This window comes from Lysobacter sp. CFH 32150 (assembly GCF_022758295.1).
GTDB lineage: Bacteria > Pseudomonadota > Gammaproteobacteria > Xanthomonadales > Xanthomonadaceae > CFH-32150.
The window spans coordinates 214,066-237,318 of record NZ_JALDWJ010000007.1 but is presented as its reverse complement, the minus strand read 5'-3'; the positions used below and the strand labels follow the sequence as shown (position 1 = coordinate 237,318).

27 protein-coding genes are annotated in these 23,253 nt (G+C 65.1%); 13 read left to right on the top strand and 14 right to left on the bottom strand.

The features are described from left to right. Nucleotide 1: 1 nt before the first annotated feature. Nucleotides 2-616: a TetR/AcrR family transcriptional regulator gene (locus MO486_RS11055; RefSeq protein ID WP_242907474.1), complete on the bottom strand. Its 615-nt coding sequence runs from the start codon at nt 614-616 to the stop codon at nt 2-4. Nucleotides 617-695: 79 nt separating this feature from the next. Here MO486_RS11055 and MO486_RS11050 point away from each other — a divergent pair, with 79 nt between their 5' ends. Beyond that, nucleotides 696-1,895 carry an MBL fold metallo-hydrolase gene (locus MO486_RS11050; RefSeq protein ID WP_242907472.1) on the top strand — a complete coding sequence of 400 codons (1,200 nt, stop codon included), beginning with the start codon at nt 696-698 and terminating at the stop codon, nt 1,893-1,895. Between the two features lie 94 nt (nt 1,896-1,989). Further along, nucleotides 1,990-2,244: a hypothetical protein gene (locus MO486_RS11045; protein WP_242907470.1), complete on the top strand. Its 255-nt coding sequence runs from the start codon at nt 1,990-1,992 to the stop codon at nt 2,242-2,244. Between the two features lie 57 nt (nt 2,245-2,301). Here the strand turns inward: MO486_RS11045 and MO486_RS11040 are convergent, their stop codons facing one another. Together MO486_RS11040 and MO486_RS11035 are read right to left on the bottom strand one after the other, a co-directional pair. Beyond that, nucleotides 2,302-3,180: a hypothetical protein gene (locus tag MO486_RS11040; protein WP_242907468.1), complete on the bottom strand. Its 879-nt coding sequence runs from the start codon at nt 3,178-3,180 to the stop codon at nt 2,302-2,304. 131 nt (nt 3,181-3,311) lie between these two features. Further along, on the bottom strand, nt 3,312-3,830 hold the full coding sequence (locus MO486_RS11035) for a cupin domain-containing protein (RefSeq protein ID WP_242907466.1): 519 nt from the start codon (nt 3,828-3,830) through the stop codon (nt 3,312-3,314). A 257-nt stretch (nt 3,831-4,087) separates the two neighbouring features. Between MO486_RS11035 and MO486_RS11030 the strand changes: the two genes are divergently transcribed. Further along, entirely contained in the window at nt 4,088-4,498 is a 411-nt protein-coding gene (locus MO486_RS11030) for an SRPBCC family protein (protein ID WP_242907464.1), read from the top strand. 53 nt (nt 4,499-4,551) lie between these two features. On the opposite strand, the gene MO486_RS11025 is transcribed toward MO486_RS11030, so the two are convergent. After that, the gene (locus MO486_RS11025; RefSeq protein ID WP_242907462.1) at nt 4,552-5,715 is read right to left on the bottom strand and encodes a GGDEF domain-containing protein; all 1,164 of its coding nucleotides are present in this window, start codon (nt 5,713-5,715) and stop codon (nt 4,552-4,554) included. A 155-nt stretch (nt 5,716-5,870) separates the two neighbouring features. Next, a complete protein-coding gene (locus MO486_RS11020; RefSeq protein WP_242907460.1) occupies nt 5,871-6,089 on the bottom strand; it encodes a hypothetical protein in 219 nt (72 codons plus the stop codon). Between the two features lie 430 nt (nt 6,090-6,519). Between MO486_RS11020 and MO486_RS11015 the strand changes: the two genes are divergently transcribed. Together MO486_RS11015 and mddA are read left to right on the top strand one after the other, a co-directional pair. Then, nucleotides 6,520-7,587, top strand: a complete 1,068-nt coding sequence (locus MO486_RS11015; protein ID WP_305037370.1) for an alpha/beta fold hydrolase — start codon at nt 6,520-6,522, stop codon at nt 7,585-7,587. Between the two features lie 172 nt (nt 7,588-7,759). Next, nucleotides 7,760-8,545: a methanethiol S-methyltransferase gene (gene mddA / locus MO486_RS11005; RefSeq protein WP_242907458.1), complete on the top strand. Its 786-nt coding sequence runs from the start codon at nt 7,760-7,762 to the stop codon at nt 8,543-8,545. Between the two features lie 22 nt (nt 8,546-8,567). Here mddA and MO486_RS11000 read toward each other — a convergent pair whose 3' ends face one another. After that, the gene (locus tag MO486_RS11000) at nt 8,568-10,361 is read right to left on the bottom strand and encodes a sensor domain-containing diguanylate cyclase (protein WP_242907445.1); all 1,794 of its coding nucleotides are present in this window, start codon (nt 10,359-10,361) and stop codon (nt 8,568-8,570) included. A gap of 214 nt (nt 10,362-10,575) precedes the next feature. Between MO486_RS11000 and MO486_RS10995 the strand changes: the two genes are divergently transcribed. Both MO486_RS10995 and MO486_RS10990 read left to right on the top strand, forming a co-directional pair. After that, complete coding sequence (locus MO486_RS10995) at nt 10,576-11,346, top strand: SDR family oxidoreductase (protein ID WP_242907430.1); 771 nt, start codon at nt 10,576-10,578, stop codon at nt 11,344-11,346. A gap of 96 nt (nt 11,347-11,442) precedes the next feature. Continuing rightward, entirely contained in the window at nt 11,443-12,147 is a 705-nt protein-coding gene (locus tag MO486_RS10990; protein WP_242907428.1) for a VTT domain-containing protein, read from the top strand. A 12-nt stretch (nt 12,148-12,159) separates the two neighbouring features. On the opposite strand, the gene MO486_RS10985 is transcribed toward MO486_RS10990, so the two are convergent. Beyond that, nucleotides 12,160-12,624 (bottom strand): hypothetical protein, encoded by a 465-nt coding sequence (locus MO486_RS10985; protein WP_242907426.1) that lies wholly within the window; start codon nt 12,622-12,624, stop codon nt 12,160-12,162. A gap of 239 nt (nt 12,625-12,863) precedes the next feature. Next, nucleotides 12,864-13,424, bottom strand: a complete 561-nt coding sequence (locus MO486_RS10980; protein WP_242907424.1) for a DUF3016 domain-containing protein — start codon at nt 13,422-13,424, stop codon at nt 12,864-12,866. Nucleotides 13,425-13,672: 248 nt separating this feature from the next. Between MO486_RS10980 and MO486_RS10975 the strand changes: the two genes are divergently transcribed. Further along, a complete protein-coding gene (locus MO486_RS10975; protein ID WP_242907422.1) occupies nt 13,673-14,254 on the top strand; it encodes a DUF1353 domain-containing protein in 582 nt (193 codons plus the stop codon). A gap of 24 nt (nt 14,255-14,278) precedes the next feature. Here the strand turns inward: MO486_RS10975 and MO486_RS16495 are convergent, their stop codons facing one another. After that, the gene (locus MO486_RS16495) at nt 14,279-16,216 is read right to left on the bottom strand and encodes a glycosyl hydrolase family 18 protein (protein ID WP_242907420.1); all 1,938 of its coding nucleotides are present in this window, start codon (nt 16,214-16,216) and stop codon (nt 14,279-14,281) included. Nucleotides 16,217-16,449: 233 nt separating this feature from the next. Then, complete coding sequence (locus MO486_RS10965) at nt 16,450-17,139, bottom strand: hypothetical protein (protein ID WP_242907418.1); 690 nt, start codon at nt 17,137-17,139, stop codon at nt 16,450-16,452. Between the two features lie 117 nt (nt 17,140-17,256). On the opposite strand from MO486_RS10965, the gene MO486_RS10960 reads away from it, so the two are divergent. Continuing rightward, on the top strand, nt 17,257-17,637 hold the full coding sequence (locus MO486_RS10960; protein WP_255746746.1) for a YajD family HNH nuclease: 381 nt from the start codon (nt 17,257-17,259) through the stop codon (nt 17,635-17,637). Between the two features lie 38 nt (nt 17,638-17,675). Here MO486_RS10960 and MO486_RS10955 read toward each other — a convergent pair whose 3' ends face one another. Continuing rightward, nucleotides 17,676-17,894, bottom strand: a complete 219-nt coding sequence (locus MO486_RS10955) for a hypothetical protein (RefSeq protein WP_242907416.1) — start codon at nt 17,892-17,894, stop codon at nt 17,676-17,678. 229 nt (nt 17,895-18,123) lie between these two features. Between MO486_RS10955 and MO486_RS10950 the strand changes: the two genes are divergently transcribed. Next, a complete protein-coding gene (locus MO486_RS10950; RefSeq protein ID WP_242907414.1) occupies nt 18,124-18,558 on the top strand; it encodes a hypothetical protein in 435 nt (144 codons plus the stop codon). 5 nt (nt 18,559-18,563) lie between these two features. Here MO486_RS10950 and MO486_RS10945 read toward each other — a convergent pair whose 3' ends face one another. Further along, nucleotides 18,564-19,820, bottom strand: a complete 1,257-nt coding sequence (locus MO486_RS10945) for a PilT/PilU family type 4a pilus ATPase (RefSeq protein WP_305037369.1) — start codon at nt 19,818-19,820, stop codon at nt 18,564-18,566. Between the two features lie 163 nt (nt 19,821-19,983). Between MO486_RS10945 and MO486_RS10940 the strand changes: the two genes are divergently transcribed. After that, a complete protein-coding gene (locus MO486_RS10940; protein ID WP_242907412.1) occupies nt 19,984-20,220 on the top strand; it encodes a DUF1508 domain-containing protein in 237 nt (78 codons plus the stop codon). A gap of 53 nt (nt 20,221-20,273) precedes the next feature. On the opposite strand, the gene MO486_RS10935 is transcribed toward MO486_RS10940, so the two are convergent. Continuing rightward, nucleotides 20,274-20,981, bottom strand: coding sequence for a glycosyltransferase (locus MO486_RS10935; RefSeq protein WP_242907410.1), 708 nt, complete (start codon nt 20,979-20,981; stop codon nt 20,274-20,276). A gap of 123 nt (nt 20,982-21,104) precedes the next feature. Between MO486_RS10935 and MO486_RS10930 the strand changes: the two genes are divergently transcribed. Next, nucleotides 21,105-21,425 carry a PilZ domain-containing protein gene (locus tag MO486_RS10930; protein WP_242907408.1) on the top strand — a complete coding sequence of 107 codons (321 nt, stop codon included), beginning with the start codon at nt 21,105-21,107 and terminating at the stop codon, nt 21,423-21,425. A 113-nt stretch (nt 21,426-21,538) separates the two neighbouring features. After that, nucleotides 21,539-22,657 (top strand): sensor domain-containing diguanylate cyclase, encoded by a 1,119-nt coding sequence (locus MO486_RS10925; RefSeq protein WP_242907406.1) that lies wholly within the window; start codon nt 21,539-21,541, stop codon nt 22,655-22,657. A 31-nt stretch (nt 22,658-22,688) separates the two neighbouring features. On the opposite strand, the gene MO486_RS10920 is transcribed toward MO486_RS10925, so the two are convergent. Continuing rightward, on the bottom strand, nt 22,689-23,180 hold the full coding sequence (locus MO486_RS10920) for a DUF3224 domain-containing protein (protein WP_345779211.1): 492 nt from the start codon (nt 23,178-23,180) through the stop codon (nt 22,689-22,691). Between the last annotated feature and the right edge of the window lie 73 nt (nt 23,181-23,253).

Below are 23,253 nucleotides of genomic sequence, written 5' to 3'. Positions count from 1 at the left end.
CTCAACCGTAGTAGGCGAGGAACATGTCCACGGCCGATTCGGCCACCTGCTGCTGCTGTGCGGCGGTCAGCGGCGGCTGGCCCAGCGTGATCTGCGGCCAGAACGCGAAACCCTTCACCAGGCCCTGCAGCTGCATCGAGGCGAACAGCGGATCCTTGGTCTTCAGGCGGCCGTCGGCGGCAGCGGCGCGGATCCACAGCGTGAGGCCTTCTTCGCGGTCGCCCATGCGCGCAACCATGTCCTGCGCGCGTTCGGGCGAGTGGATGGTGGCGGCGATCGCGACACGTGCGAGGTCGACGAAGTTGCCGTCGTGCAGCAGGCGCAGCTTCTGCTTCACCAGCTCGAGCAATTGCGTGCGCAGCGGGCGATCGCTGCGGTAGGCGAGGTCGAGGCCTTCCACGCTGCGCTCCCACAACTGCTTAAGGATCTGCGCGAACAGCGCTTCCTTGCTGGGGAAGTGGTTGTACACGGTGCGCTTGGACACGCCGGCGCTGGCAGCGATGCGATCCATGCTGGTGGCCTCGTAACCGGACTGGCGGAACTCGGCCACGGCCGCGTCGAGGATCGCCGCGCGCTTGCGGTCGGTCAGGCGGGCAGGGGCGGGCTGGCTGGACATGGGGGAAGTTTACACTTGGTAGTTTACTTTTCCAAAAACGGAAACTACACTGTGTCGTGTACTTCTTCCGAAACCCGCTATGAACCGACGCCCCGGCCCGCCACGCCCCCGTTTCCGCCGCCTGTGCCGGGCCGTCCTGCTGCTAGGAGTCCTGATCGTGAGTGCCTGCCTGCTGTCCGCCGCCAAGACCAACCTTCCCGTCGGCGGTTACCCCGAGTCGCCGCAATCCGCCGATGGACGCTTCCGCAATCCCGTCCCCAAGCCCGACGAGGGCGTCGCCAAGACGCTGGGGATCCTGTGGAACTTCTTCTTCAACAAGCCGGCCAACACCATGCCGAAGGCGTCGCTGCCCATTGCCACGCTGACCCGCGCGCAATTGGAGGCCGCGCCGGATCGCAGCCTGTTCCGGCTCGGGCACTCGACGATGCTGATCAAGCTGCGCGGTGGTTTCTGGATCACCGATCCGGTGTTCGCCGAACGCGCCTCGCCGGTGCAATGGATGGGGCCGAAGCGCTTCCACGCCCCTCCTATCGCGCTGGAGGACCTGCCGCCGCTGCGCGGCGTGATCCTCTCGCACGACCACTACGACCATCTCGATCGCGCCACCATCGTGCAGCTGGCGAAGACGACCGGCGTGTTCCTCACGCCGCTCGGTGTCGGTGATCGGCTCATCGACTGGGGCGTGGATGCGGACAAGGTGCGGCAGTTCGACTGGTGGCAGGGCACGAGCGTCGATGGCGTGCAGTTCACCGCCACGCCGGCGCAGCACTTCTCCGGACGCGGTCTATTCGACGGCAACAAGACATTGTGGGCGTCGTGGGTGATCGTCGACGGCGCGAAGGAGGCAGGTACGGATGCAGGCACGCTGCGGCTCTTCTTCAGCGGCGACACCGGCTACTTCGACGGCTTCAAGGAGATCGGCCGCCGCTTCGGCCCGTTCGACGTGACCATGCTGGAAACCGGCGCCTACGATCCGCAATGGCCGTACGTGCACATGCAGCCCGAACAGACCGTGCAGGCACACCAGGACTTGCGCGGGCGCTGGCTGCTGCCGGTGCACAACGGCACCTTCGACCTGGCCCTGCATGGCTGGCAGGAGCCGTTCGAGCGCGTGGTCGCGTTGACCAGCGAGCGCAACATCGCGCTGACCACGCCACGCATGGGCGAACGCCTGGACCTGTCGGCGCCGCATGCGGCGACGCCGTGGTGGCGTGAGGCGGATGCCGAAGTCGGGCTGGCTTCATTGCCGGGCTATGTGCCCGAGCAGAGCGCGCCATAGGACCAGGATCTTTGATGCCCAAGTCCCGGCCAACGGCCTGTCTGAAGGTGAACAGCGCGGTACGCGCGCCCTGGCTCATCAAGGTGGAGAAGCAATGAAACTGCTCGTCAATGGTATTCGTGGCGGAGACTACGTTCGTAGCATCACCAACGCGCTGCTCGAGGTGGATCTTGGCGCCCGCATCAACTTCAACCTCCAGGCACACTTGGTGCGCGTCGAAGGTCGTTTGACGTTGAGCGATGCGACTGCCGCGATCGAGCGGTGCGGATTCCAGGTCGTCTCAATCGTCGACAGCACGGTCGTGGACGCCGTGTTCCGGTCAGAACGTCGCGAAGTTCTCGCGTTCTAGATCGAGAGTCGGGGTACGAACAAGGCAGTAAGGGTGCTGAACCGCGTGCTGCGCCGTTCAGGCCACCTCAAGCAGATCCCGCACCGCTCGACCGAATCCGGCGCCTCCCTCGCGATCGGCGCCGAGATAGAAGTCAGGCTCGATCAGTTCCGCCTCCATCAGCAACCAGCGGCCATCAGCGTCGGGAACCGCATCGATGCGCGCGTAGAGCAGCGGCGCATCGATCGCGGCCAGGGTCTGTTCGGCCAGTGCCAGTGCGCCGGCGGGCGGTGCCGGTAGCAGGGTGTAGACACCGCCGTACTGCACCTGGACGCGGAACTCACCCGGCAGGGGCTGCTTGTTGACCACGTGGCTGAGGCGTCCCCCAAAGAACAACATCGAGGTCTCGCCTTCGGTCTCGATCGTCGGCAGGTAGGGTTGGATCATCGCCGCCCCGGCAGGCGCATCGTCGAGGACATCGCCTCGGCGCAGGCGCTGCGTTTTCCAGGCGCCGCCGGATACGGCCGGTTTGACGATCAGCTGCTCCGCGCCGGTGGCCGCGAAGACTTCATCGAGCTGGCGCTGCGTCACGCGGTCTGTCCAGGTGGTCGGTGGAATCGCCACGCCGCGTTGACCCAACTGTTCCAGGTAGCGCTTGTCCGAATTCCACGCCAGCACCGCGGCGGGATTGGCCAACGGCAACGCAGCCGCGTCCCAGGCCCGGCAAGCCTGCAGCCAGCGTTCGTGGTCGTGGTGGTAGCCCCAGACGAGCAATGGCAACACCAGTGCAAAGTGCTTGAGTTCGTCGCAGTCTTCGACGTGTGCCGTCCAGGGCGTCGGCGTTGCCGTGACGCCGGCACTCGCGAGGGCGATGCGCAGGCGATCGAGCACGCCTGACCAGAGACTCGAATAGGAAGCGTCTGCAGGATCGGGCGTGAGGATGGCGACCTCGGTCATCGGAGCTCCGGCGTTGGAATCGAGGGTAGGGAGTATCGCCTCGTTCAACGCCCGAGCAGGCCATTGCTGAAAGGGCGGCTTCAACGAACCCGCCCTTTTGCTCGCATCCGTGCTTTCCGCAGCGTGCCTTGCTACTTGCTTTTCGCCTCGGCTGCAGGCGCGCGCTTGCGCGGATCGTCCTTGGGGTCGACATAGATGAGTTCGAACGGGCCGGCGCCTTGCACCTGCACCACCACGCCACCCGAGGTCGAACCGGCGTGTTGCATCTTCGCCGGCAGCAGCACGTAGTCGCCCGGGCCGAAGGTGGCCGAGTGCATCTGCGCGCCTTCGCCCATCTCCAGCGTCAGGTCGCCTTCGATCACGGTCACGTGTTCGTCGGTCGGGTGCCAGTGGCGTGCGATGCGGTAGCCGGCCGGGGTCTTGAGCCGGAGCACGAACACCCCGGCCTCTGCGGGATTACCGGACATCACCGCCGCCTGTGCACCGCGTTCGAGCGCGGGTGGGGGATCGCCCCATTTCACCTCGGAAGCCTTGACCATCACGTGTGTCGATACGGGTGCATCCGCCGCGGGCGCGGCGGGGTCCTGCGGTGGCGCCGCGGCCAGCGCGCAGGGCAGCAGGGACAACAGGAAAAAAGTCGGAAGTTTCATCGGCGACGTCTCCACGGGGGGCAGTCGATCGCGGCTGCCGGAGCGGCAGCGGGCCTGTGCCGGAATCGGCTACGACGCGGCACTGCGCATTCTTCTCCCTGCGCTTGTTAAGTCGGTGCGAACATCTGCGAAGGACAAGTGCGCGTTGCAATGCACGTGGACTTGCGCCGCGCTCCTGCGAAGCAGGTTCACGCACGTTTCGCCTTCCATCTGTTTCGCTGCGCGTCGGCCAGTTCCGGTGGCCTGGGAGCATCCGCATGGCATCGATCCGCAGGGAAATCCACGTGGCCGCTACGCCCGGTCTCGTGTGGGACGCGTTGCGTGATGTCGGCCGGATCCATGAGCGACTGGTGCGGGGGTTCGTGACCGACTGTCATCTCGATGGGGATACGCGGGTGGTCACCTTCGGCAACGGCATGACGGTGCGCGAACGGATCGTCGACATCGATGACGCACAACGCCGCGTGGTCTGGTCGGTGGTGGGCGCGCCGTTCACCCACCATAACGCTTCGGTGCAGGCCTTCGACGATGGCACCGATCGCACCCGCCTGGTCTGGATCGCCGATTTGTTGCCTGACGAACTGGAAACGCAGATCGGCGGCATGATCGACCAGGGCATGGCTGCGATGAAGCGGACGCTGGAACAAAGCGCGGCGGCGGCCGCATAGCTGGGTTGATCCCGGGCGAATGGAATCACGCGAATAAAATCACGCGAATGAAATCAGGGGATGCTTTCGGCGGCAGCCAGCGTTGACTCGTCGTCGCGACAGACCCGATTGCGGCCGGTGGCCTTGGCTCGATAGACCGCGCTGTCGGCCGCACTGTAGAGCTCATCGACGTCGCGATGGATCGCCTTGTCGAACTCGGCGATCCCGATGCTCGCCGTGATGGCCAGCACAAGGCCTTCCGGAGCACCGTTGTTGAGTGCGATGGGATGCTGGGCGAGATTCTCGCGGAAGCGTTCTGCACGGCCTGAAGCCGTCGCCAGGTCCTGTCCGCTGAGCACGACACCGAACTCCTCGCCACCGAGCCGTGCGGCCAGGTCGCCCTCGTCACTGAAGACGCTACGCAGTCGTCCTGCGATGGCCACGAGGCATGCGTCGCCGACGGCGTGGCCGTGGGTATCGTTGATCTTCTTGAAATGATCGAGATCGAGCACCAGCAGCGTCAGCGGCTCGCCGGTGCGGGTGGCATGCGTGGTTGCCTCGGCCAGCACATGCGAGAAATACCGGCGGTTGGCGAGTTCGGTCAGCGGATCGATCTTGCTTTGCTGCGCGAACAGGTCGCGCTGATCGCGCAGTTCCTGGTCGAGGTCCAGGCGCTGCTGGTATTCGGCATGGCTGCGCACCAGCGAGATGAGCACATAGACGAGGTAGATCGACATGACCAGCGCGATCGCGCGGTCGGCGGGGTCGGTCCAGAGCACGAACAGGCCCGGCAGGTACAGCACGCTGATGCTGGACAGGGCAAAGCCACGGCGCATGCTGAAGGCATGGGCGGCGGCGGTGGCGAGCCCCAGCGTGCTGAGCAGCGCCGCGGTGCGCGCGCCACCGAACCCGGGGTCGAGCAAGGCCCAGCAGAACACGCCGCCCCACACCGTCGTCGTGAGGACGACGATGCCCCAGTGCCATCGCAACCAGCGCAGGTGGCCGGCGTCATCGACACCGGGGATCAGGCGATGGGCGAAACGCGCGATCGTCAGGCCAACGAAGACCATTACCAGGAGCCAGCTGGTCAGGGGCGCGCGCGTAAAAGCACCGCCATAAAACCCGACCACGAGCCACGCCAGCACGTAGAACACCCCGCCGGTCAACGCGCGTTGATAGGTGTCCCCTGCTTCCTGCGTAAGCCGGCGCGATTGCACATGGTTCATCCGCTCGACCATAGCGCAATTGCGCGCTGCGATCTGCTGTCAAAAAGCGTCATGGCGATGGGCGCTTTCGCCCAAAAGTGCCCAAGCGGGGCATCGATTTTGCGCCGCGCAGCCTAAAGCGGAAACGCCGCCGTCACGGCGGCGATGTCGGCATCCCAACCCGGCAGTTAGTCGCCACCGCCACCACCGCCATCGCAACCACCACCATCCGAGCCGCTGCTGCAGCTGCTGGCGTCGCTGCCGAGGTAGACGAAGGTGGTCGTGCCGGCCTCCCCGGCGACAGCGCCGCGGCGGCTGCGCGACGCGGGCAGGTGCCGACGCGCGGCGATCAGCACTACGAGGATCAGGACGACACCAACAACAAGGGCGAGCATCGCGATGGTCATGGCAGGTCTCCGTTTGGCGCGGACTATGCAGTGCCGTGGTGGTGGCTGTGTTACGCGCGAGTAAAGCGGCCCGCCGTCCGCCCGATGGATAACTCCTTTCGGCGCGCGCACGAAGATCGAAAACCATGAACGCCTGCACCAGCTGCGCTCGATGAGGCCTGCATTCACCCTTGTGCTGGGCATCACCTCGCCTGAACGCTGCGAAGGCTGTTTGGCATATGCTCCGGGCCATGCGATCCCATGTGCGCCCGCAAGCGTCGCAGCCGGAACGTACGCGCGCGAAGCAGGCCTCGACGCGCGCGCATTCTCCGACGAAGGCGTGGCCCAGCGTTGGCTGCACTTTGGGGTGGACGAGTCCGACTAGGATCGTCGTCGACGCGCCTCGCAGAAGCGCTATCCTCCCGCGGACGCCACTCCGGCCAAGCGTTCGATGAAGCAGACCATCCGCTACGTCGCAACCGCCGACCAGATCAACCTGGCGTGGACCGAGATCGGGCACGGCATGCCGCTGGTGAAGGCGGCGACGTGGCTCACGCACCTGCAATACGATCTGGAGAGTCCGATCTGGTCGCACTGGATCCGCTTCTTCGGCGAGCATTTCCGTTACATCCGCCATGACGAACGCGGCTGCGGGATGTCGGACTGGAAGGTGCAGGACCTCGCGTTGCCGCAATGGGTCGACGATCTCGAAAGCGTGGTCGATGCTGCCGGGATCGATCGGCCCTTCGCGTTGCTCGGCATCAGCCAGGGCGCGGCCACGGCAATCAGGTATGCCGTGCGCCATCCGGACCGCGTGTCGCACCTGATCCTCTACGGCGGCTACGCCGTTGGCGGCAACAAGAGCGACAACCCCGAGCGGCGTGAGTTGTACAAGGCGGTGATGGACGTCGTTCGCCTGGGTTGGGGCAGCGACAACCCGGCCTTCCGTCAGCTGTTCACCTCGCGCTTCGTTCCGCAAGGGACTCAGGCTCAGATCGACTGGTTCAACGAACTGTGCCGACGCACCACTTCGGTCACGAATGCGAGCGCGTTGCTCGTGGCGCGCGGTGAGATCGACGTGCGTGAGTACCTGCCTCGCGTGCGCACGCCCACGCTGGTGCTGCATGCCAGCCACGACCAGATCGCGCCGTTGTCGCAGGGCAAGGTGCTGGCGGGGCAGATTCCTGGCGCGACGTTCGTCGAGCTGGATTCGTACAACCATATATTGCTGGAGAACGAACCAGCCTGGCACGCGTTCAAAAAAGCGGTCCTGGAGTTCACCGGACAACACGCCGTGGCTGAAGGTGCGATCGGGGACACGCTGACCCAACGCGAACGCGTGATGCTGGGCCTGCTGTGCGAGGGCCACAGCAACGCACAGATCGCCTGGCAGCTCGGGATCGCCGAGAAGACCGTGCGCAATCACTTCTCGAATCTCTACCGCAAGCTGGGCGTGCGCAGCCGCGCAGAAGCCATCGTGCGGGCCCAGCGGCAGCCACCCCCACATTCAACGGGTTAACCCGGGACATTTGTCCCATACGGGGACTTGCGTGGGGACGCGATCGGGACAAGGTTCCCATGGCGAAGAAGCACCGGCTTCGCAGAATCGCGCTTGCACAATCACCGCTCCGCGAAACGCACCGGTGGTCGTAGCGATTCCCCCGAGATCACCGTCTTTCGAGGTCCACATCATGTTCCGCTTACTTGCCCTGCTTTACGGCGCTGCGTGCTATGCGCTGTTCCTGGCGACGTTCCTGTACGCCATCGCCTTCGTCGCCGGCGTCGGCGTGCCCAAGCACATCGACAATGGCGTTACCGCACCCTTCCTTGTGGCGCTCGGCATCGACTTGGCCTTGCTGAGTCTGTTCGCCGTCCAGCACAGCGGCATGGCACGGCCCGCGTTCAAACGCTGGTGGACGAAATTCGTGCCTGCGCCGATCGAGCGCAGTACGTTCGTGCTGGCCAGCAGTCTCGTGCTGGTCCTGCTGTTCTGGCAATGGCGTCCGCTGCCGCAGCTCATCTGGAGTGTCGACGACGGCATCGCGCGATGGGCGTTGTACGCACTGTCGGCAATGGGTTGGCTGCTGGTGCTGACGGGTACTTTCGTCATCAACCACTTCGACCTGTTCGGCCTGCGCCAGGTCTGGTTCTATGCGCGCAAGCGCCAGGCCGTCGACGAACCCTTCGTCACCCGCGCCTTCTACCGCATCGTGCGGCATCCGCTGATGCTGGGCTTCCTGATCGCGTTCTGGGCCACCCCGACGATGAGTGCAGGCCACCTGCTGTTCGCGCTGGTGACCACGGGCTACATCCTGGTCGCGGTGAAGTTCCTCGAAGAACGCGATCTGGTCGCGCAGTACGGCGACACCTATCGCGCTTACCAGCGCCAGGTGCCGATGTTGTTGCCCTGGTCGAAGCGCCGGCACGCCGAATCAAAGACCGGTGCCGTGGCTTATGGGAGCCATCCTCGGTTATGACGAGGGCTGAAACATGGTGGGTTCATAACCCCTTGCGCGCATCGGTTTTGAGCCCGCCTGTTTCCGCGTCGTCCACGCACTGCATGCGGCAGGTATTGCGGCCGGCTTTCTTGGCAGCGTACAAGGCCGCGTCCGCGCCAGACATCAGTGTCGCAGCTTCCGTCGGTTGACTGGCATACGCGATGCCGATGCTGGTCGTGACCTGCAGCGTCGTACCTTCGACGGTGATGTCGGCACCCATCGTCGCGATCAGTTTGCGTGCGATGACTTCCGCGGCGGCGGGCAGTTCTGCGTCCTCGATCAGCACCACGAACTCATCGCCGCCTTGGCGCGCGACGAGGTCGCTGGCACGCGTGCAGTCGAGCAGGCGCTGGGCGAACGTGCGCAGGACCGCATCGCCGGCGGCGTGACCGAAGTTGTCGTTGATGCGCTTGAAGTGGTCGACGTCCAGGTACATCAGCGCGACCGGCAGGCCGTGTCGGCGTAGGCGGAGCAGCGCGAGTGACAACCGCTCGTCGAACTGGCGCCGGTTGGCAAGACCGGTGAGGGTGTCGACGCGCGCAAGTTTCTCGAGCTCCAGCCGGCTTGCCTCCAGTGCCTGTTCGGCGGCCACGCGCCGACTGATGTCGCGACCGGCATAGATGATGTCCATCGCGCCTTTCACGTCAGCGCTCGGCATCGGTCGCGTGACGACCTCGACCCAGACGTAGTGTCCGGCCTTGTGGCGCATGCGGTAGACCTCGGTATGCGGTTTCCCCGTGGCGATCACGTCGGCCATCGCCTCCACCTGCGCAGCGCGGTCATCGGGATGCACCAGTTCCCAGCGCGAGCCGAGCATTTCCGCCGGCTCCCAGCCGAGGATGTCCCGCGCCGACGGCGAGACGTACAGCCGCTCGCCGTCGGCGCGCATGCGTACCACCACGTCGTTCGAATAGTCGGCGAGCATGCGATAACGCTGCTCGCTGTCGCGCACCCGGGCGGCCAGCCGCTTGCGCTCGGCCATCGTCAGCGCGACCGGAATGGTCATCAGGCAACCGCCGGCGATGTAGATCTGCAACAGCGCGATGCGCCCGGCCGTGCCGATGTCTTCCACCAGCCAGAAAGGCCCCCGGCCCAGTACGGTGGCGACGCTGCCGATGATGGCGAGCAGCGTCACGCCTGCGGCGACCCCCGCGAACCGGTGCTGGAAGGCAGCCATCAGCAGTGGCGGATAGACCAGGAACCCCACCGGATAGGGGAAATAGAAGGCGCCGATGCCGACCAAGGCGATCAGCAGCATGCTGCGGGCAAAACTCCAGCGTCGTCCGGGTGCGATGACCAGACGCAAACCTTCGCGCTGCGCGACCAGGGTAGTGGTCCCGACGAACACCATGCCGACGACGTGCGCGGAATACCAGGTGATGAAGTTGGTGAAGAAACGGCCAGCATGCATGGCTGCAATGACCGTGGCCGCGAGCAGGCCGGACACGGCACAGGCCACGAGTGTGCTCGCCGTCGCGATGCCGCCCAGGGTGAGCCAGTGCCCGGGCTCGCCCACGTCGGGTACCCGACGCCGGATCGCTATCGCGATGATCAGTACCTCGATGAGGTCGCACGCGCTGAGCGCGACGGCCTGCAGCACCGGGTCGCCCGGTACCAGGCGTGCCGTCAATTCGGCGGCGAAGCCCATGGCCAGATAGCCCGGCCAGAGATGCGTCGGCCGTGACAGCAGCCAACCGGCGAAGATGCCGTTGCCGATCCAGACCGCGGAGAGTTCGCCGGGGCCACGGGCGAGCGTGAGGGACAGCCATGCCGAGACGCCGATCAGGATCGCCATGACCATTCGATCAAGCCAGGGTCGTTGCGGCGTTATGAACGATCTGTTCAAAGCGCATCTCCCATCCTGGAAGCCCGCCGATCTTATAGGAGCGGGTGTGATTCGAAGCGCAACCCTTCCCATCCGCCGACCCAGGGCATGAAAAGCAATATCCGGATAGCTGGCAGCCGACAAGGCGCGCAAATTCTCCAACACCACAGGCAAGGAGTTGGACATGCACGCACTCGTCAACAAAGTCGCCATCGTCACCGGCGCGAGTTCCGGGATCGGCTACGCGACGGCACTGCTGTTCGCGCGGGAAGGCGCCAAGATCGTCGTGAGCGCACGACGTCAGCGCGAACTCGATGCGCTCGTCGCGCAGATCGAGGCGATGGGAGGACAAGCTGTCGCGGTGGCCGGCGACGTGAAGGACGAGGGCTTGGCCAAAGCGCTGGTCGACATCGCGGTGACGCGCTTCGGCGGGTTGGACATCGCGTTCAACAATGCCGGTGGCACGGGCGAGATGGCGCCGGTTGCGGACATGTCGCTGGACGGATGGCGCGACACGCTCGACACCAATCTGACGGGTGCGTTCCTCGGCGCGAAGTACCAGGTGCCCGCGATGATCGAGCGTGGCTCGGGATCGCTGATCTTCACGTCCTCTTTCGTCGGCCACACGGTCGGCATGCCGGGCATGGCGGCGTATGCCGCGAGCAAGGCAGGTTTGATCGGTCTGACGCAGGTCCTTGCGACAGAACTGGGTGCGAAGGGCATCCGCGCGAATGCCATCCTTCCCGGCGGCACCGATACGCCAGCGAGCATCACCAATGCGCCGGGAGCGACGGCGGAAGTCCTGGCCTTCGTCGAGGGCCTGCACGCAATGAAGCGGATGGCCAAGCCCGAAGAGATCGCGCAATCAGTGCTGTATCTCGCGTCAGGTGCATCGAGCTTCGTCACCGGTGCGGCATTGTTGGTGGATGGAGGCGTATCCGTGAATCGAACTTGAGTGCGGATGGGCCTCATTGGGCACCGACGAGTCGAGGGCACCCGGGCATTAGGTGACAGAATCACCTTCGTCCCGCCGGCACTTATGTCCACGCCCATGAAAGCGTTGCTGTCCAGGCTGCATGCGACCCAACTTGTCCATCACTGGCGACGCGCGCTGGGCGTGTTGCTGGTCTGCGCGCTGCTGGTCGTGTTGTTGTCGATCGATTCCCTGTACGCGCTGCTGCAGCAATTGCTGGTCGCTGCGGAGCCGGTGATCGCCGCGCACCCGATTTCGGGAAGCCTGCTGTTCGTGGCGCTATCGGGGTTGTCGGCGATGCTCGCGTTCTTTTCCAGCGCCTTGCTGGTGCCGGTCGCGGTGTACAGCTGGGGGCGGCCGGCGACGATGCTGCTCCTCTGGCTGGGTTGGTTGCTGGGCGGCATCTGCGCGTATACGGTGGGGCGGTTCTTTGGCAGGCCACTGGTGCGGAGCCTGGCGTCCGCGCGGACCAGCGACTTCTATCTCAAGCGGTTGCCTGCGCAGATCGATTTCCCGATCGCGCTGTTGATCCAGCTGGCAATGCCTTCGGAGATTCCTGGCTATCTGTTCGGCACCTTGCGCGTGCGATTCGGTCTCTACCTCGCCGTGCTGGCCTTGGTGGAAGCGCCTTTCGCTGTCGGTACGGTGCTGCTGGGCGAAAGCGTCATCCAGCGCGAGGGCGGCTGGCTGCTGACTCTGGCCGTGATCGGCGCCAGCGTCAGCTTGTTGGCCGTCTATCTCCTGCACAGGAAGCTGGCGCCAGGCGCAAAAGGCAACCCGTGAAGGGAGCCCGGTTCAGCCCGCGCCGTCCTCCTCGGCCTGCACCGCAAGCTGGGCGTTCTTTCCAGCCGGCACACCGACCGCAGCGTCAGCATCCACCGACGCGGGTATCGCCTCGTTGTCGGCGGTGTTCTCTACCGGGGTGAACGTGGTCTGGCCAGCGATCGGCGTGACGGTAATGGTCAGCGCCGAATGATCGGACGGCGTACCGGGAAGACTCGTGTCGGGCTGCGCGCCCGTTGCTTGCTTGGTGGCGGCTTCCTGCAGCAGGTGCGTCAGCACCGCCATGACTTGTCCGAACGCGCTCTTCGGCTTTTTTGGCGTGATTGCGCGCTCCGAGGTGGCCTCTGCAGCCTGCGTTTGCACAGGAGTTGCGACTGCAGTGGATGGGCTGTCTGTGGAAATGTCGCGGCTTTGGGCCAAGGCAAGTGGCGAGGCTGCGCAGGTTGCGATGGCGAGCATGAGAAATGCCTTGCGCATCGAACGATTCTCCTACGATTCGCGACACTGGCACCCTATGCTGCAGATCTTCCAGCCGTCGTGAATCCGGACGCCGTACGATGAACACGGACTAACGGGTGTGCGAAATAAGTGATGGGCGTGTGAGCGATAACAAAGCGAAGGAGCCATAAGCACCGCAGGACGGTTGGGCGCAGCCAAACCCATTCGACATGTGGAACATGTCCCCGGATGCGGTCGCTACGGCTCGCAATGTTGCGTTACGCGCCAGATGCGGCGAGTTCGCGCACAAGCCAGCGGTCGATCATGGTCTTTTCGTAGCGCAGCGGATCGCTGTTCCAGACTGTAGTCGAGCCGGTCAGGAAACCCATGTCGCTGAGTTTGCGTTCGCCTTGGGCGATGACCTGGCCATTCGCGCCGATACGCTTGAAGCTCAGGGTGATGCGTGGCGGATAGATGTCGCGGATGACACGGACATCGTTGAATGCGATGCCGCGCCACGGCTCATAGTTGCCGGCGCGCTGCACGTCGAGGATGTCGACGTCCAGCCGCTCGCCTGCCGGCAGTCGCTTCTGCGCCCGATCGCGCAAATAAATCGCCAGTTGTTCGACCCAGTTGCCGCGACGGGCTTCCCATCGGTTGTGGCTGTATTTGATCTCGGTGAATTGCGCCGGATCGTTCCAGCGCACGCTCACCGTGCCCTGCACAGGCACGCTGCGTGGGGCGTCCGGATCGGTGACGTTGCGAATCCTGGCGGAAGCGACACCTGTCGCCGTCGCAAGGATCAACAGTGTGGTGAAAAACGTGAGCCGGCGGTTCATGACAGGCTCCGATGGAGGGGACAGTTAGATTTTCTGCCTGTCCGCGCGCTACCGCAAAGGCCCCCGGGTTCTTGTTCACCAGCCATATGGAAACGGCAAGTTTCCACGAGGCTGGCATCTTCCCGCCGAGCACCCGACCGATTTTGCAGAGTGGACGCGCGATCCATAGGAGTGCTACCCGGATTCACCTCTGTCCGCACGCACCGGCGTCGGCCGTTTCCAGAGCAGGGATTCCTCGGGAGAGTGCCATGATCAGGACACTGGTAGCGGCGGCCTTGCTTGTTACTGGTGCCGTCTGGGCGCAGCAAGCGCCGGAGCCGGCCTCCGAGCGGGAGTTCGCCGACGGGAACGCATGGACGCTGACCGAGCCGATGACCTGGTCAATCGGGTCGTCCGGCGTGCTCATCACGGTTCCGGAAAACTTCGTGCACGACAAGGCGAGCATTCCGCGCGCGCTGTGGAGCTTCCTTCCGAAGAACGGCCAGTACACCCGGGCTGCCGTCATCCACGACTATCTGTATTGGACACAACGCTGCACACGCGAGCAGGCCGACAACCTGCTGGTGATCGCGATGAAGGAAAGCGATGTGGGCTGGTTCACGCGTCGAGCCGTTTTCAGGGGCGTGCGGCTGGGCGGGGAAAGCGCGTGGAACGCGAATCGTACCGATCGCATGAATGGCCTGCCCCGTTTCAACCCGCGCCGGGGAGGCTACGGGAACATGACCTGGCCCCAGCTGCGCCAGGACCTGGTCATCCGCGGTCATCGCGACCCACCGATGGATGCGGTAAGCGACTACTGCGCCTTCGGGGATTCGCAGGAAGTGCCGTGAGGCATCGCGGGGCGAAGATGGCTTTTACTGCAGGCCGCTGCTGATCGCCGCCAACAGCGAACCCTGCGCGTCGTCGCCACTGAAATCCCACAGGAACGCGCCGCCGAGGTTCTGCACCTTGGCGTAGGCCATCTTGTCGGCGATGGCCGCGGGGTCGTCGAAGTTCCAGAAGGTGGTGCCGTTGTAGATCCAGCGCGACTTGGCGTCGTTGTCGACGTATTGCGGCCAGCCGAGCGCCTTCAACACGCGGTAGGACTCGATGCCGGGTTCCAGGCTGCCGCTCGCGGTCGTGCCGCCCTGGTACAGGCCGTGGTTGGTGCTGCCGACCTGGGTCCAGCCACGGCCGTACGAGGCCATGCCGAGGTTGATCTTCGCCGTCGGCACGCCGCGGTCGAGCAACGCCTGGATGCCATCGTGGGTGTTGTAGTAGCGCGCATCGCCGGTGGACGGATCGTTCGGCGAATTGAACAGCGCGGTATGGAAGTTGGTCTTGTTCTCCCATCCACCGTGGAAGTCGTAGCTCATCACGTTGAGGTAATCGACGTACGGGTGGTACAGGTCGGGACGGGTCACGCGGATCTTGTCGATGCCGGCGCCCACCGCGGCGCTGAGCACCAGGCCCGGGCGCTGCGCATCGAGCTGACGACGGAATTCGGCGAGTAGTGCGGTGAAGTTGTCGGTGTCTTCGCTGCCGCCGCAGGTGACGCCGCAAGCTGCGGGATATTCCCAGTCGATGTCGAAACCGTCGAACACGCCCGCCGCTGCGCCGCTGCCGCCCGCGGCGTCGAATGCCGGCAGATTGCCTTTGATGTAGGCATCGATGCAGGAGGCGACGAAGGCCGCGCGGTTTTCCGGACGTGCCGCGCTGGCGAAGCCGCCCGACCAGTTCCAGCCGCCGAGCGAGATCAGCACCTTCAGTCCGGGATATTTCTTCTTCAGCTTCTTCAGCTGGTTCCAGTTGCCGCGCAGCGACTGGCCCCAGACGTCGGCGACGCCGTCGACGCTTTCGGCCGCGGTGAAGGTACGCGAGTAATCGGCATACGCATCGCCGCCTTCGCCGGTGCTGGTGTTGGCTTTCAGCACGCCGACTTCGCAGCGGTTGTTGCGGACGTTGCCGAAGGCGTAGGTCAGGTGCGTGAGTTTGGCGGCCGAACCGTTGGCGTCCAGCGTGCGCACGAAATACTTCTGGTTGTAGATGCCCCACTGCGTGAAATAGCCGACCACGCGCTTGCTGCCGGTGCCGGCCGGCGCGGTGGCGACGACCAGGGCCGCGCTCTGCATGGAAGCGTTGCCAGCGACGTCGCGAGCACGCACCGTGTAGCTGTAACCGGTGGCCGCTTGCAGGCCGCCGTTGGTGTAACTGGTGGCAGTGGTGGAACCGACGAGCGTGCCATTGCGGAACACGTCGTAGCCGGCGATGCCGCTGCCGCCGATGTTGTCGGTCGACGCATTCCAGGCCAGCGCGATGCTGCTGCTGGTTTGCGCGGTCGAGGCGAGCCCGGCGGGCGTGCTCGGCGCGATGCTGTCGCTGCTGGTTCTCACGGTGATGCTGACGAGGCTCGAAGCGGTGCTGGCCTTGCGATTGTCGACCGCGACCGCCTTCAACGCATGCGTGCCGACCGGTGCAACCTGCCATGCGACTGCATAGGGCGCGGTGGTGTCGCGGCCGAGCAACGTGCTGCCGGCGTAGAAGTCGACGCGCGCGATGCTGCCATCGCTGTCGCTTGCATTGGCGGCGATCGTGATCGCAGCGCCACTGGTGAAGCTGGCGCCCGCGGTGGGCGCCGTGATCGCGACGCTGGGCGCGACGTTCGGGGTGCGGACCGCGGCCTGCACGACCCAGGCCAGCAGCAGCACGAGCAGCGCGGCGGAGAGCAGCCATGCACGTCGCGTGCGGCGCGGTGCACGTTGCGCGGGGCAGAAAGTCGTCTGGAAAGCCTGGGCCTGGGAGTGTTCGGACACGGTGTGTTGCCTGCTGCGGGGAGGGCGTGGCGACCGTGGAGTCCCCTCCAAGGCGGCGAAGCGCGCGCAGTGTCCGTGCTGCACATGGGCCGTGTTGGGCCCTGGATCACACATCCGCTCGCCCTAACATGTGGCTTGGTCCGGAGCGTGGTTTTTGCCGCGGAAAAGTCGTGACTAACGGGCAAAAACCCCGCTATTCAGGAAGCGACGACCGGGCCTGCACCGCAAAGGGACTAGGGCGACGAGGCTTTGGTGAAGGCCAATCCCTGGCGATGCGTCACGACAGTGCCTACGACGCATGCCGCAGTGGCGGAAGAGTCGCGACGCTGTTGCAGGGCACGGTGATAGCGGCCCGCATGCTGGTACGCCATCCACCAGCCGTCCGCCACCGGCGCGAACGCGAACGCTTCTGGCTCAGGCGTCGCGGGAATGCTGTCGCCGCTTCGCACCAGCGCCAGCTGGATGCCCGTACCGCTGCCGTGCGGTCGTCCGAGCCATAACCAGGGCTGCGCATCGCCGCACGGCGTGCGCGTGGTATCCACAAGGAAGTGACCAGCACGGCGGCGCCGGTCGCCATAGCCGTCGCGCGCCACTGCGAGCAATGCGTCGCGACTGGACGAGACCTTCCAGCGCAGGCCCGTCCCGGTACGTTCGTAGGCCCACGCAGCCAGGACGACGGCCACGATGGCCGCCAGCGGCAATGCTGGTCGCATCGATGTGCGCGATTCGCGTCGCCATGCCAGGCGCAGGCCTTCGGCCGCGGCCCAGAACAGCAGAACGAAGCGCAGGTAAAACAGCAGGTCGTACAACCACAGTCGCGGTGCCCGGTCTTCCGCCCATGGCGTGAACACCGAACTCGCCCAAAGCCAGAACAACACGGCTGCGAGCAGGGTCCACAAGCGTAATGACGATGGCAGGCGCATCCAGTGCTGGCTTGGCGGGGACCACGCGAGCATAGCGGCGGGCGGAAAACGGCGTCAGGTTTCCCACGCAAGAGCAGGGTCGTATCCTTGGTTCCGTCGAAGACGACGGAATACCTGATGCCCACGCGCAAGCCGACGCCGGACCACGCCAAGCTCGACCGCATCGTGGCCGAGGCCCGGCGCAATGCCGAGCAGCGCGAGAAGGGTTACCGGGAGCGTGCGCTGAAGATGTACCCGTGGGTCTGCGGACGCTGTTCCCGCGAGTTCACCCGGGCGAACCTGCACGAGCTGACGGTGCACCACCGCAACCACGATCACGACGACAACCCGGCCGATGGCAGCAACTGGGAATTGCTGTGCGTGTACTGCCACGACAACGAGCACTCGCGCTACATCGACCATACCGGCGTCAGCGCGACCGCCGCGGAGGATGCACCCGCAGCGGCCACCGGCAATCCGTTCGCCAATCTCAAGACGTTGCTCAAGCGCGACGGGTAAAGCCGGTCAAAGGCAAAGCAGGGCGAGAGTATGGCGGCTCACTCTGCCTTGCACGTGGCGGCCTGCTGTATCAGTTCGGCATTCTGCATCTGCATCCGCAACTGCTTGGTGGAGAAATCCTGCAGCATGCGGTGATGGCGCTGTTCCAGGTAGTGCAACCGCGTGCTCTGCAGCACGGCGACGGCCAGTGGGAGCAGGATCGACACGATGACGAGCGTATGTCGGTAACGGTGGATCAGTCCGTTGAAGCGGGTCATCGTTGAGTCCGGGATGAAATTCGTAGCGAAAGATATATCGCTTGCGTGCGCCACTCCGCTAGTGGTCGTGACGCACTTCGGGAAGCGGGTGGCACTTTGGCCCCGCAGGCGAAGCCAGGGCGCCTTCGAACCCAGCTGGTGGGCAAAGTCGGATCGCCTTGATCGGTACATCACCGGCCGCGAGGCAGGCTGCAGCCACATCCGCATGGGTGCAGACCGGAGCCTTGCCATGAACACCCTCCAAGCCAATGTCTTGGTAGTCGCCGTCGCCGCCCTGGTGGGCACGCAGGCCCACGCCTACGGCGGCCAGGCCGTGTCCCCTGCCGAGGCCAGATTCGCCGCCTTGGACCGTGACAACAACAATGCGCTGTCGCTGGACGAATATGCCGCCGAGGCGCGAGCGGAGTTCGATGCGATGGACACCGACCACAACCGCAGCATCACCGTCGAGGAGATGGACGCAGCGGACCCGCAGGCCGACGGCGAGATGTCGTCGGCGCAGAAGATCGCACTGCGCGACGAAAACGATGACAGTGTGCTGTCCCTCGACGAGTACCAGGCATCGGTCGAGGAGCAATTCGAGGTCATCGACGTCAACGACGACGAGAGCATTACCCTGGACGAACTGAAGTCCGGCGTTCCGGTGCAAGTGCCGACGCCGTAGCGGGGCTACATCGCCTGCTGCTTCGCCGCCTGCATACGTTCCAGTTCCAGCTGGTCGCGCTTTTCCTGTTGCCTGCGCAATTCCTCGCCACGGATGGCTTCGACTTCTTCGGGGCTCGGCTCCTCGTGCAGTGACAGCGCCGTCGCCAACGCGGAAGCCGGTTCGCCACGGCGGCTCTTGAGCTTGATGTTCAGGCGCAGTTCGTTGGCGGAATCGGCGTTGCGGATGGCTTCCTCATAAGAAATCAGGCCGTCGTTGTAGAGCTCGAACAAGGCCCAGTCGAACGTGCGCATGCCCAGCTCGCGCGACTTGGTCATGATGCCCTTCAGCTCGTTGAACTCGCCCTTGAAGATCTTCTCGGCGATGGTCGGTGTGTTGAGCAGGATCTCGATCGCCGCCACGCGGCCCTTGCCGTCCTCGGTGCGCACCAGCCGTTGCGAGACGATCGCGCGCAGGTTGGCCGACAGGTCCATCAGCAGTTGTGTGCGGCGCTCTTCCGGGAAGAAGTTGATGATCCGCTCGATCGTCTGGCTGGCGCTGTTGGCATGCAGCGTGCTCAGGCACAGGTGGCCGGTCTCGGCGAAGGAAATCGCCTGCTCCATCGTCTCGGCATCGCGGATCTCGCCGACCAGGATCACATCCGGCGCCTGCCGCAGCGCATTCTTCAATGCGTGGTGCCAGCTGTGGGTGTCGACGCCGACCTCGCGGTGGGTCACCAGCGACTTGCGCGAGACGTGCGCGTACTCGACCGGATCCTCGACGGTGATGATATGGCCGGCCGAAGTCGTGTTGCGATGGTCGATCATCGCCGCCAGCGACGTTGACTTGCCCGAGCCGGTGCCGCCCACGACCAGCACCAGGCCGCGCTTGTCCATCACCACGTCCTTTAGGATCGGCGGCAGGCGCAGCTTCTCGAAATTGGGGATTTCCGCGGCGATCGTGCGCAGCACCAGGCCGACCTGGCCCTGCTGCACGAACACGTTGACGCGGAAACGGGACACGCCCGGCACCACGATCGCGAAGTTGCACTCCATTTCCTTGGCGAACTCCGCGCGCTGCTTGTCGTTCATCAGCGCGTCGGCCAGCTTCGCCGTGACCGTGCCGTTGAGCTTCTGCTCGGTCATCGGCGTCATCTGGCCGTGCGCCTTCATGCTCGGCGGGAAGTCGTGGGCGACGAACAAGTCGGAGCCTCCCGCCTTCACCATCGAGGCGAGCAGTTTGTACGTGTAGTCACGGGCTTGTTCTGGGGTCAGGGCTGACATGATTGGCTCGCGGGAAGCCTGCGATCCCTCCATGGTGCCTGCGGCGCCGTCAAACGCGGGTCAACACAGCAATGTCCTGGATCGGTGCCGCCAGTCCGTGTTGACCTGGCGTTCGCGCATGCCATGTGAGGATGGCCGTCACCAAGGTGACTGGAGCACGCCCATGCCAACTGCATCGTTGAAGGCAGTGCCCGCAACCGGACACGTCAAGCATTTCATCATCTATCGTGAGCGCGGGGAGTGGCACTGGACCCTGAGCGCCGCCAACTCCCGCAAGGTCGCCCGCAGCGCGCACGGTTACCACGACAAGCACGACTGCATCCGCAGCGCGCGTGCACTCAGCATGGCTGCGTACGACGCGTCCATCTTCAATGCAGAAGAGGATGCCTACGAACTTTGAAGCAGGTCGAAATGTTCTGATTCAGTGCCGGCAACAACGGGCACTACTTCGATTCAATGTGGTCCGTGCCGTCGCTTGCCGTACCACAGCGCCAGATCCTCGCGCGAGCGCAGCACGTGACGGCCACGCCAGGCGAAGCGCAGGGCCAGGCGCAGGTGGTCGGCCATCGCGTGCGTACGCAGCTTGCGGTCGGAGGTCGCGACCGATTCGCGCAGGATGACGAAGCGTCCGTGCCGGGCCAGTGCGCGGCTCATTACGATGTCCTCGGCGGCGAAATACGACTCGTCGTAACCGCCCACTGCCTCGAACGCGCTGCGTGTGCAGAACTGGAAGCAGCCTGGCGCAATGCGGATGATCCGGAACGCGGGGACGACCAGCGCCATCGCCAGGCGTTCGTACCAGCGCAGCGCGCCGAGCATGCGCACCGTGCAGCCGCCACCGGACACGCCAGCGGCCAGCGCCTGCATCGCGGCGTCGAGCACGGTGGCATCGATCAGCGTGTCGGCATCGACGAAGACGAGGCGCTCGCCACGCGCCGTACGGGCGCCGGCATTGCGCGTCGCCGCGATGTGCCGGTACGCAACCGGTACGACACGAGCACCGTGTTGTTCCGCGACTGCCGCGGTGCTGTCGGTGGAAGCATCGTCGACCACGACGATCTCGTAATCCAGCCCCAGGTTGCGCGCCGCCGCATGCAACGCATCGAGCGTCGCGCCGATCAGCGGCGCTTCGTCGTGGGCCGGGACGATGAAGGAAAGCACCTGGAGATGATGGCACGGGCACGATTCATGCATCGCCCGCAGCGTGTCGCCGCGCTTTGTCCGTTCGTCGGAAATCCGGGGCAACAGGCATCGCGGGCACACTGATCGGCGCAGCATCGGCGCATGGACACGACTACCGAAAAGCGTCGTCATCGGCGCCGGGAGATCGTAGGTGCGGTCATGATCGCGCCCAACGGCAACCAGCACGACGCACGGGTGCTGGACCTGTCCGAGGGCGGCGTGCGCGTCGATCTGCCGCACGACGACTGGTCCCCGAGCGACGGCGCGGCAATCAAAGTGTTCTTCGTGTTCGATGGCTACCAGGAAATCATGCTGGAGAGCCACGTCGCACGGGTCGCCATCGACCACATGGGGCTGGAGTTCGATCCCGCACAGGAAGACCGCATCCGGCATCTGCTGGACGTCGCCGCCATTCCGCAATAGCCCGGACGTTGCGGTTCACATGGCTTGCCCGAGGTTGGCGTGTTGGAGCCATGCCGCCAGCGGCTCGCGCTGGTGCGCGGGAGTAGACTCTCGGCAGGCAGGGCGGGGGAAGGATGTCGGATCCGGCTGCGCGCAAGACGGTTCTCCATGCGCCGGGCGTGCCCTGGGGCGACCAGGATGCGGCCGGCCGCGGCGCGATGCTGACCGAAATCCTGGCGCAGGTATCGCGTGAGGCCCTGCAGGGCGAAGGGCTGGAAGCAGTGCTGCGCAGGATCGTGGACTGCCTGGTGCAACGCCTGCCGGTGGCGATCGCCAGCATCATCCTGCTTGAGGAGGACGGCACGCATTTCGTGCAGGAAGTCTGGGCGGGCGAACTGGACCTGCAGGAACCAGCGCTCGCAACCGGCTGGCCGGTGACGATGGGTGCAGCGGGACGTTGTGCGCGTACCGGGCAGGCGCAGCTGATCGTCGATGTCGACAGCGATCCGGATTACGTGGCAGGCAACAGCGCCGTGCGCTCGGAGTATCTGGTGCCGATCCGCCATCGCGAGCGCATGCATGGCGTGCTCAATATCGAAAGCACGCGTGCGGACTTCTTCACCGCGGAGGCACGCGCGGTGTTCGATGCCATCGCCGACCAGATCGCCGGCGCCATCCACCTTGCGCGCGTTGCGGGTGAGCTGGAAGCCGCCAACCGCAAGCTCGAACAGCTGTCGATGCTCGACGGCCTGACCGGCATCGCCAATCGCCGTTGTTTCGACGCACGCATCGCCGCGGACTGGACGCGGCTGGCGTGCGAAGGCCGGCCGCTGGCGTTGCTGCTCGTCGACGCCGACTGCTTCAAGCCGCTCAACGATGCCTGCGGGCATCTCCATGGCGATGAATGCCTGCGCGAGCTGGCGCGCATCTGCGCGCAATTCGCCGACGGCGCGGAGGACCTGGTGGCGCGTTTCGGCGGCGAGGAACTGGTGCTGCTTTTGCCGGGCCGCGGAATGCGGGCGGCATGTGAAATCGCCGAGCGCCTGCGACAATGCGTCGAAGCGCAGGCGATGCCGCATCCGAACTCAGCCGTCGCGCCGCACGTGACGATCAGCGTCGGCGTCAGCGCGATGCAACCGGGTGCGCTGCATGCGCCGGAACGGTTGATCTCGGCCGCCGACCGCGCGCTCTACGCGGCCAAGGCCGGCGGCCGCAATCGCGTGGTCGCCTTGCCGCAGGTGGGCGAAGATTAAGCGCGGCGTACTGCGATGCCACGCAATGGAATCAGGGCGTGGACAAGGTGTAGGCGAAATCGTAATCGTGCTTGCCATCGATGATGGTGATGGTCATTGCGCCGGCAAGCCCGCGTAGCTGATCGGTGCCGGAATCGGGTACGACGGTGACGCTCCAGTGCTGCGGCGTGCCCTGGGTCATCACTGCGCTGTGCAGCAACACGAAGCTGCCCTTGCGTCCCTGTAGCGACCCGGTGACTTTCTCGAGCGCGACGTAGGCGCCGGACCCGGCTCCGTCGCCACTCGCCAGCATCTCGCCGGTGCTGGTGGCCTCGAGCGCGCCGTGGAACTGCTTGTCGATCGACAGGCGGGTGAGTTGCGCGGCTTTGGCTTCGGGATTGTCGGCCTGCTGCGGCTTCACTTTGACGTCGAAACTTCCCTGGGCGTGCATGGTGGGCGATCCTTGGGCTGGGGCTGGCGTGGCGATGACGGCGAGCCACAGGCCGGCGAGGAGGGCGGAGGCGGTGTGCATGCGGGACTTCATGGCGTGGTTCCATGGGACGAGTGCCGCGCATTCGAGCACGCGCCCATCCGTGGGTATTGCAAAAACGCGACAG

Excerpts from the sequence above, each read along its gene's own strand:
- MO486_RS11055 (WP_242907474.1), bottom strand. The coding sequence starts at position 616 with ATGTCCAGCCAGCCCGCCCCTGCCCGCCTGACCGACCGCAAGCGCGCG.
- MO486_RS11050 (WP_242907472.1), top strand. The coding sequence starts at position 696 with ATGAACCGACGCCCCGGCCCGCCACGCCCCCGTTTCCGCCGCCTGTGC.
- MO486_RS11045 (WP_242907470.1), top strand. The coding sequence starts at position 1,990 with ATGAAACTGCTCGTCAATGGTATTCGTGGCGGAGACTACGTTCGTAGC.
- MO486_RS11040 (WP_242907468.1), bottom strand. The coding sequence starts at position 3,180 with ATGACCGAGGTCGCCATCCTCACGCCCGATCCTGCAGACGCTTCCTAT.
- MO486_RS11035 (WP_242907466.1), bottom strand. The coding sequence starts at position 3,830 with ATGAAACTTCCGACTTTTTTCCTGTTGTCCCTGCTGCCCTGCGCGCTG.
- MO486_RS11030 (WP_242907464.1), top strand. The coding sequence starts at position 4,088 with ATGGCATCGATCCGCAGGGAAATCCACGTGGCCGCTACGCCCGGTCTC.
- MO486_RS11025 (WP_242907462.1), bottom strand. The coding sequence starts at position 5,715 with ATGGTCGAGCGGATGAACCATGTGCAATCGCGCCGGCTTACGCAGGAA.
- MO486_RS11020 (WP_242907460.1), bottom strand. The coding sequence starts at position 6,089 with ATGACCATCGCGATGCTCGCCCTTGTTGTTGGTGTCGTCCTGATCCTC.
- MO486_RS11015 (WP_305037370.1), top strand. The coding sequence starts at position 6,520 with ATGAAGCAGACCATCCGCTACGTCGCAACCGCCGACCAGATCAACCTG.
- mddA (WP_242907458.1), top strand. The coding sequence starts at position 7,760 with ATGTTCCGCTTACTTGCCCTGCTTTACGGCGCTGCGTGCTATGCGCTG.
- MO486_RS11000 (WP_242907445.1), bottom strand. The coding sequence starts at position 10,361 with ATGGCGATCCTGATCGGCGTCTCGGCATGGCTGTCCCTCACGCTCGCC.
- MO486_RS10995 (WP_242907430.1), top strand. The coding sequence starts at position 10,576 with ATGCACGCACTCGTCAACAAAGTCGCCATCGTCACCGGCGCGAGTTCC.
- MO486_RS10990 (WP_242907428.1), top strand. The coding sequence starts at position 11,443 with ATGAAAGCGTTGCTGTCCAGGCTGCATGCGACCCAACTTGTCCATCAC.
- MO486_RS10985 (WP_242907426.1), bottom strand. The coding sequence starts at position 12,624 with ATGCGCAAGGCATTTCTCATGCTCGCCATCGCAACCTGCGCAGCCTCG.
- MO486_RS10980 (WP_242907424.1), bottom strand. The coding sequence starts at position 13,424 with ATGAACCGCCGGCTCACGTTTTTCACCACACTGTTGATCCTTGCGACG.
- MO486_RS10975 (WP_242907422.1), top strand. The coding sequence starts at position 13,673 with ATGATCAGGACACTGGTAGCGGCGGCCTTGCTTGTTACTGGTGCCGTC.
- MO486_RS10965 (WP_242907418.1), bottom strand. The coding sequence starts at position 17,139 with ATGCGCCTGCCATCGTCATTACGCTTGTGGACCCTGCTCGCAGCCGTG.
- MO486_RS10960 (WP_255746746.1), top strand. The coding sequence starts at position 17,257 with ATGCCCACGCGCAAGCCGACGCCGGACCACGCCAAGCTCGACCGCATC.
- MO486_RS10955 (WP_242907416.1), bottom strand. The coding sequence starts at position 17,894 with ATGACCCGCTTCAACGGACTGATCCACCGTTACCGACATACGCTCGTC.
- MO486_RS10950 (WP_242907414.1), top strand. The coding sequence starts at position 18,124 with ATGAACACCCTCCAAGCCAATGTCTTGGTAGTCGCCGTCGCCGCCCTG.
- MO486_RS10945 (WP_305037369.1), bottom strand. The coding sequence starts at position 19,820 with ATGTCAGCCCTGACCCCAGAACAAGCCCGTGACTACACGTACAAACTG.
- MO486_RS10940 (WP_242907412.1), top strand. The coding sequence starts at position 19,984 with ATGCCAACTGCATCGTTGAAGGCAGTGCCCGCAACCGGACACGTCAAG.
- MO486_RS10930 (WP_242907408.1), top strand. The coding sequence starts at position 21,105 with ATGGACACGACTACCGAAAAGCGTCGTCATCGGCGCCGGGAGATCGTA.
- MO486_RS10925 (WP_242907406.1), top strand. The coding sequence starts at position 21,539 with ATGTCGGATCCGGCTGCGCGCAAGACGGTTCTCCATGCGCCGGGCGTG.
- MO486_RS10920 (WP_345779211.1), bottom strand. The coding sequence starts at position 23,180 with ATGAAGTCCCGCATGCACACCGCCTCCGCCCTCCTCGCCGGCCTGTGG.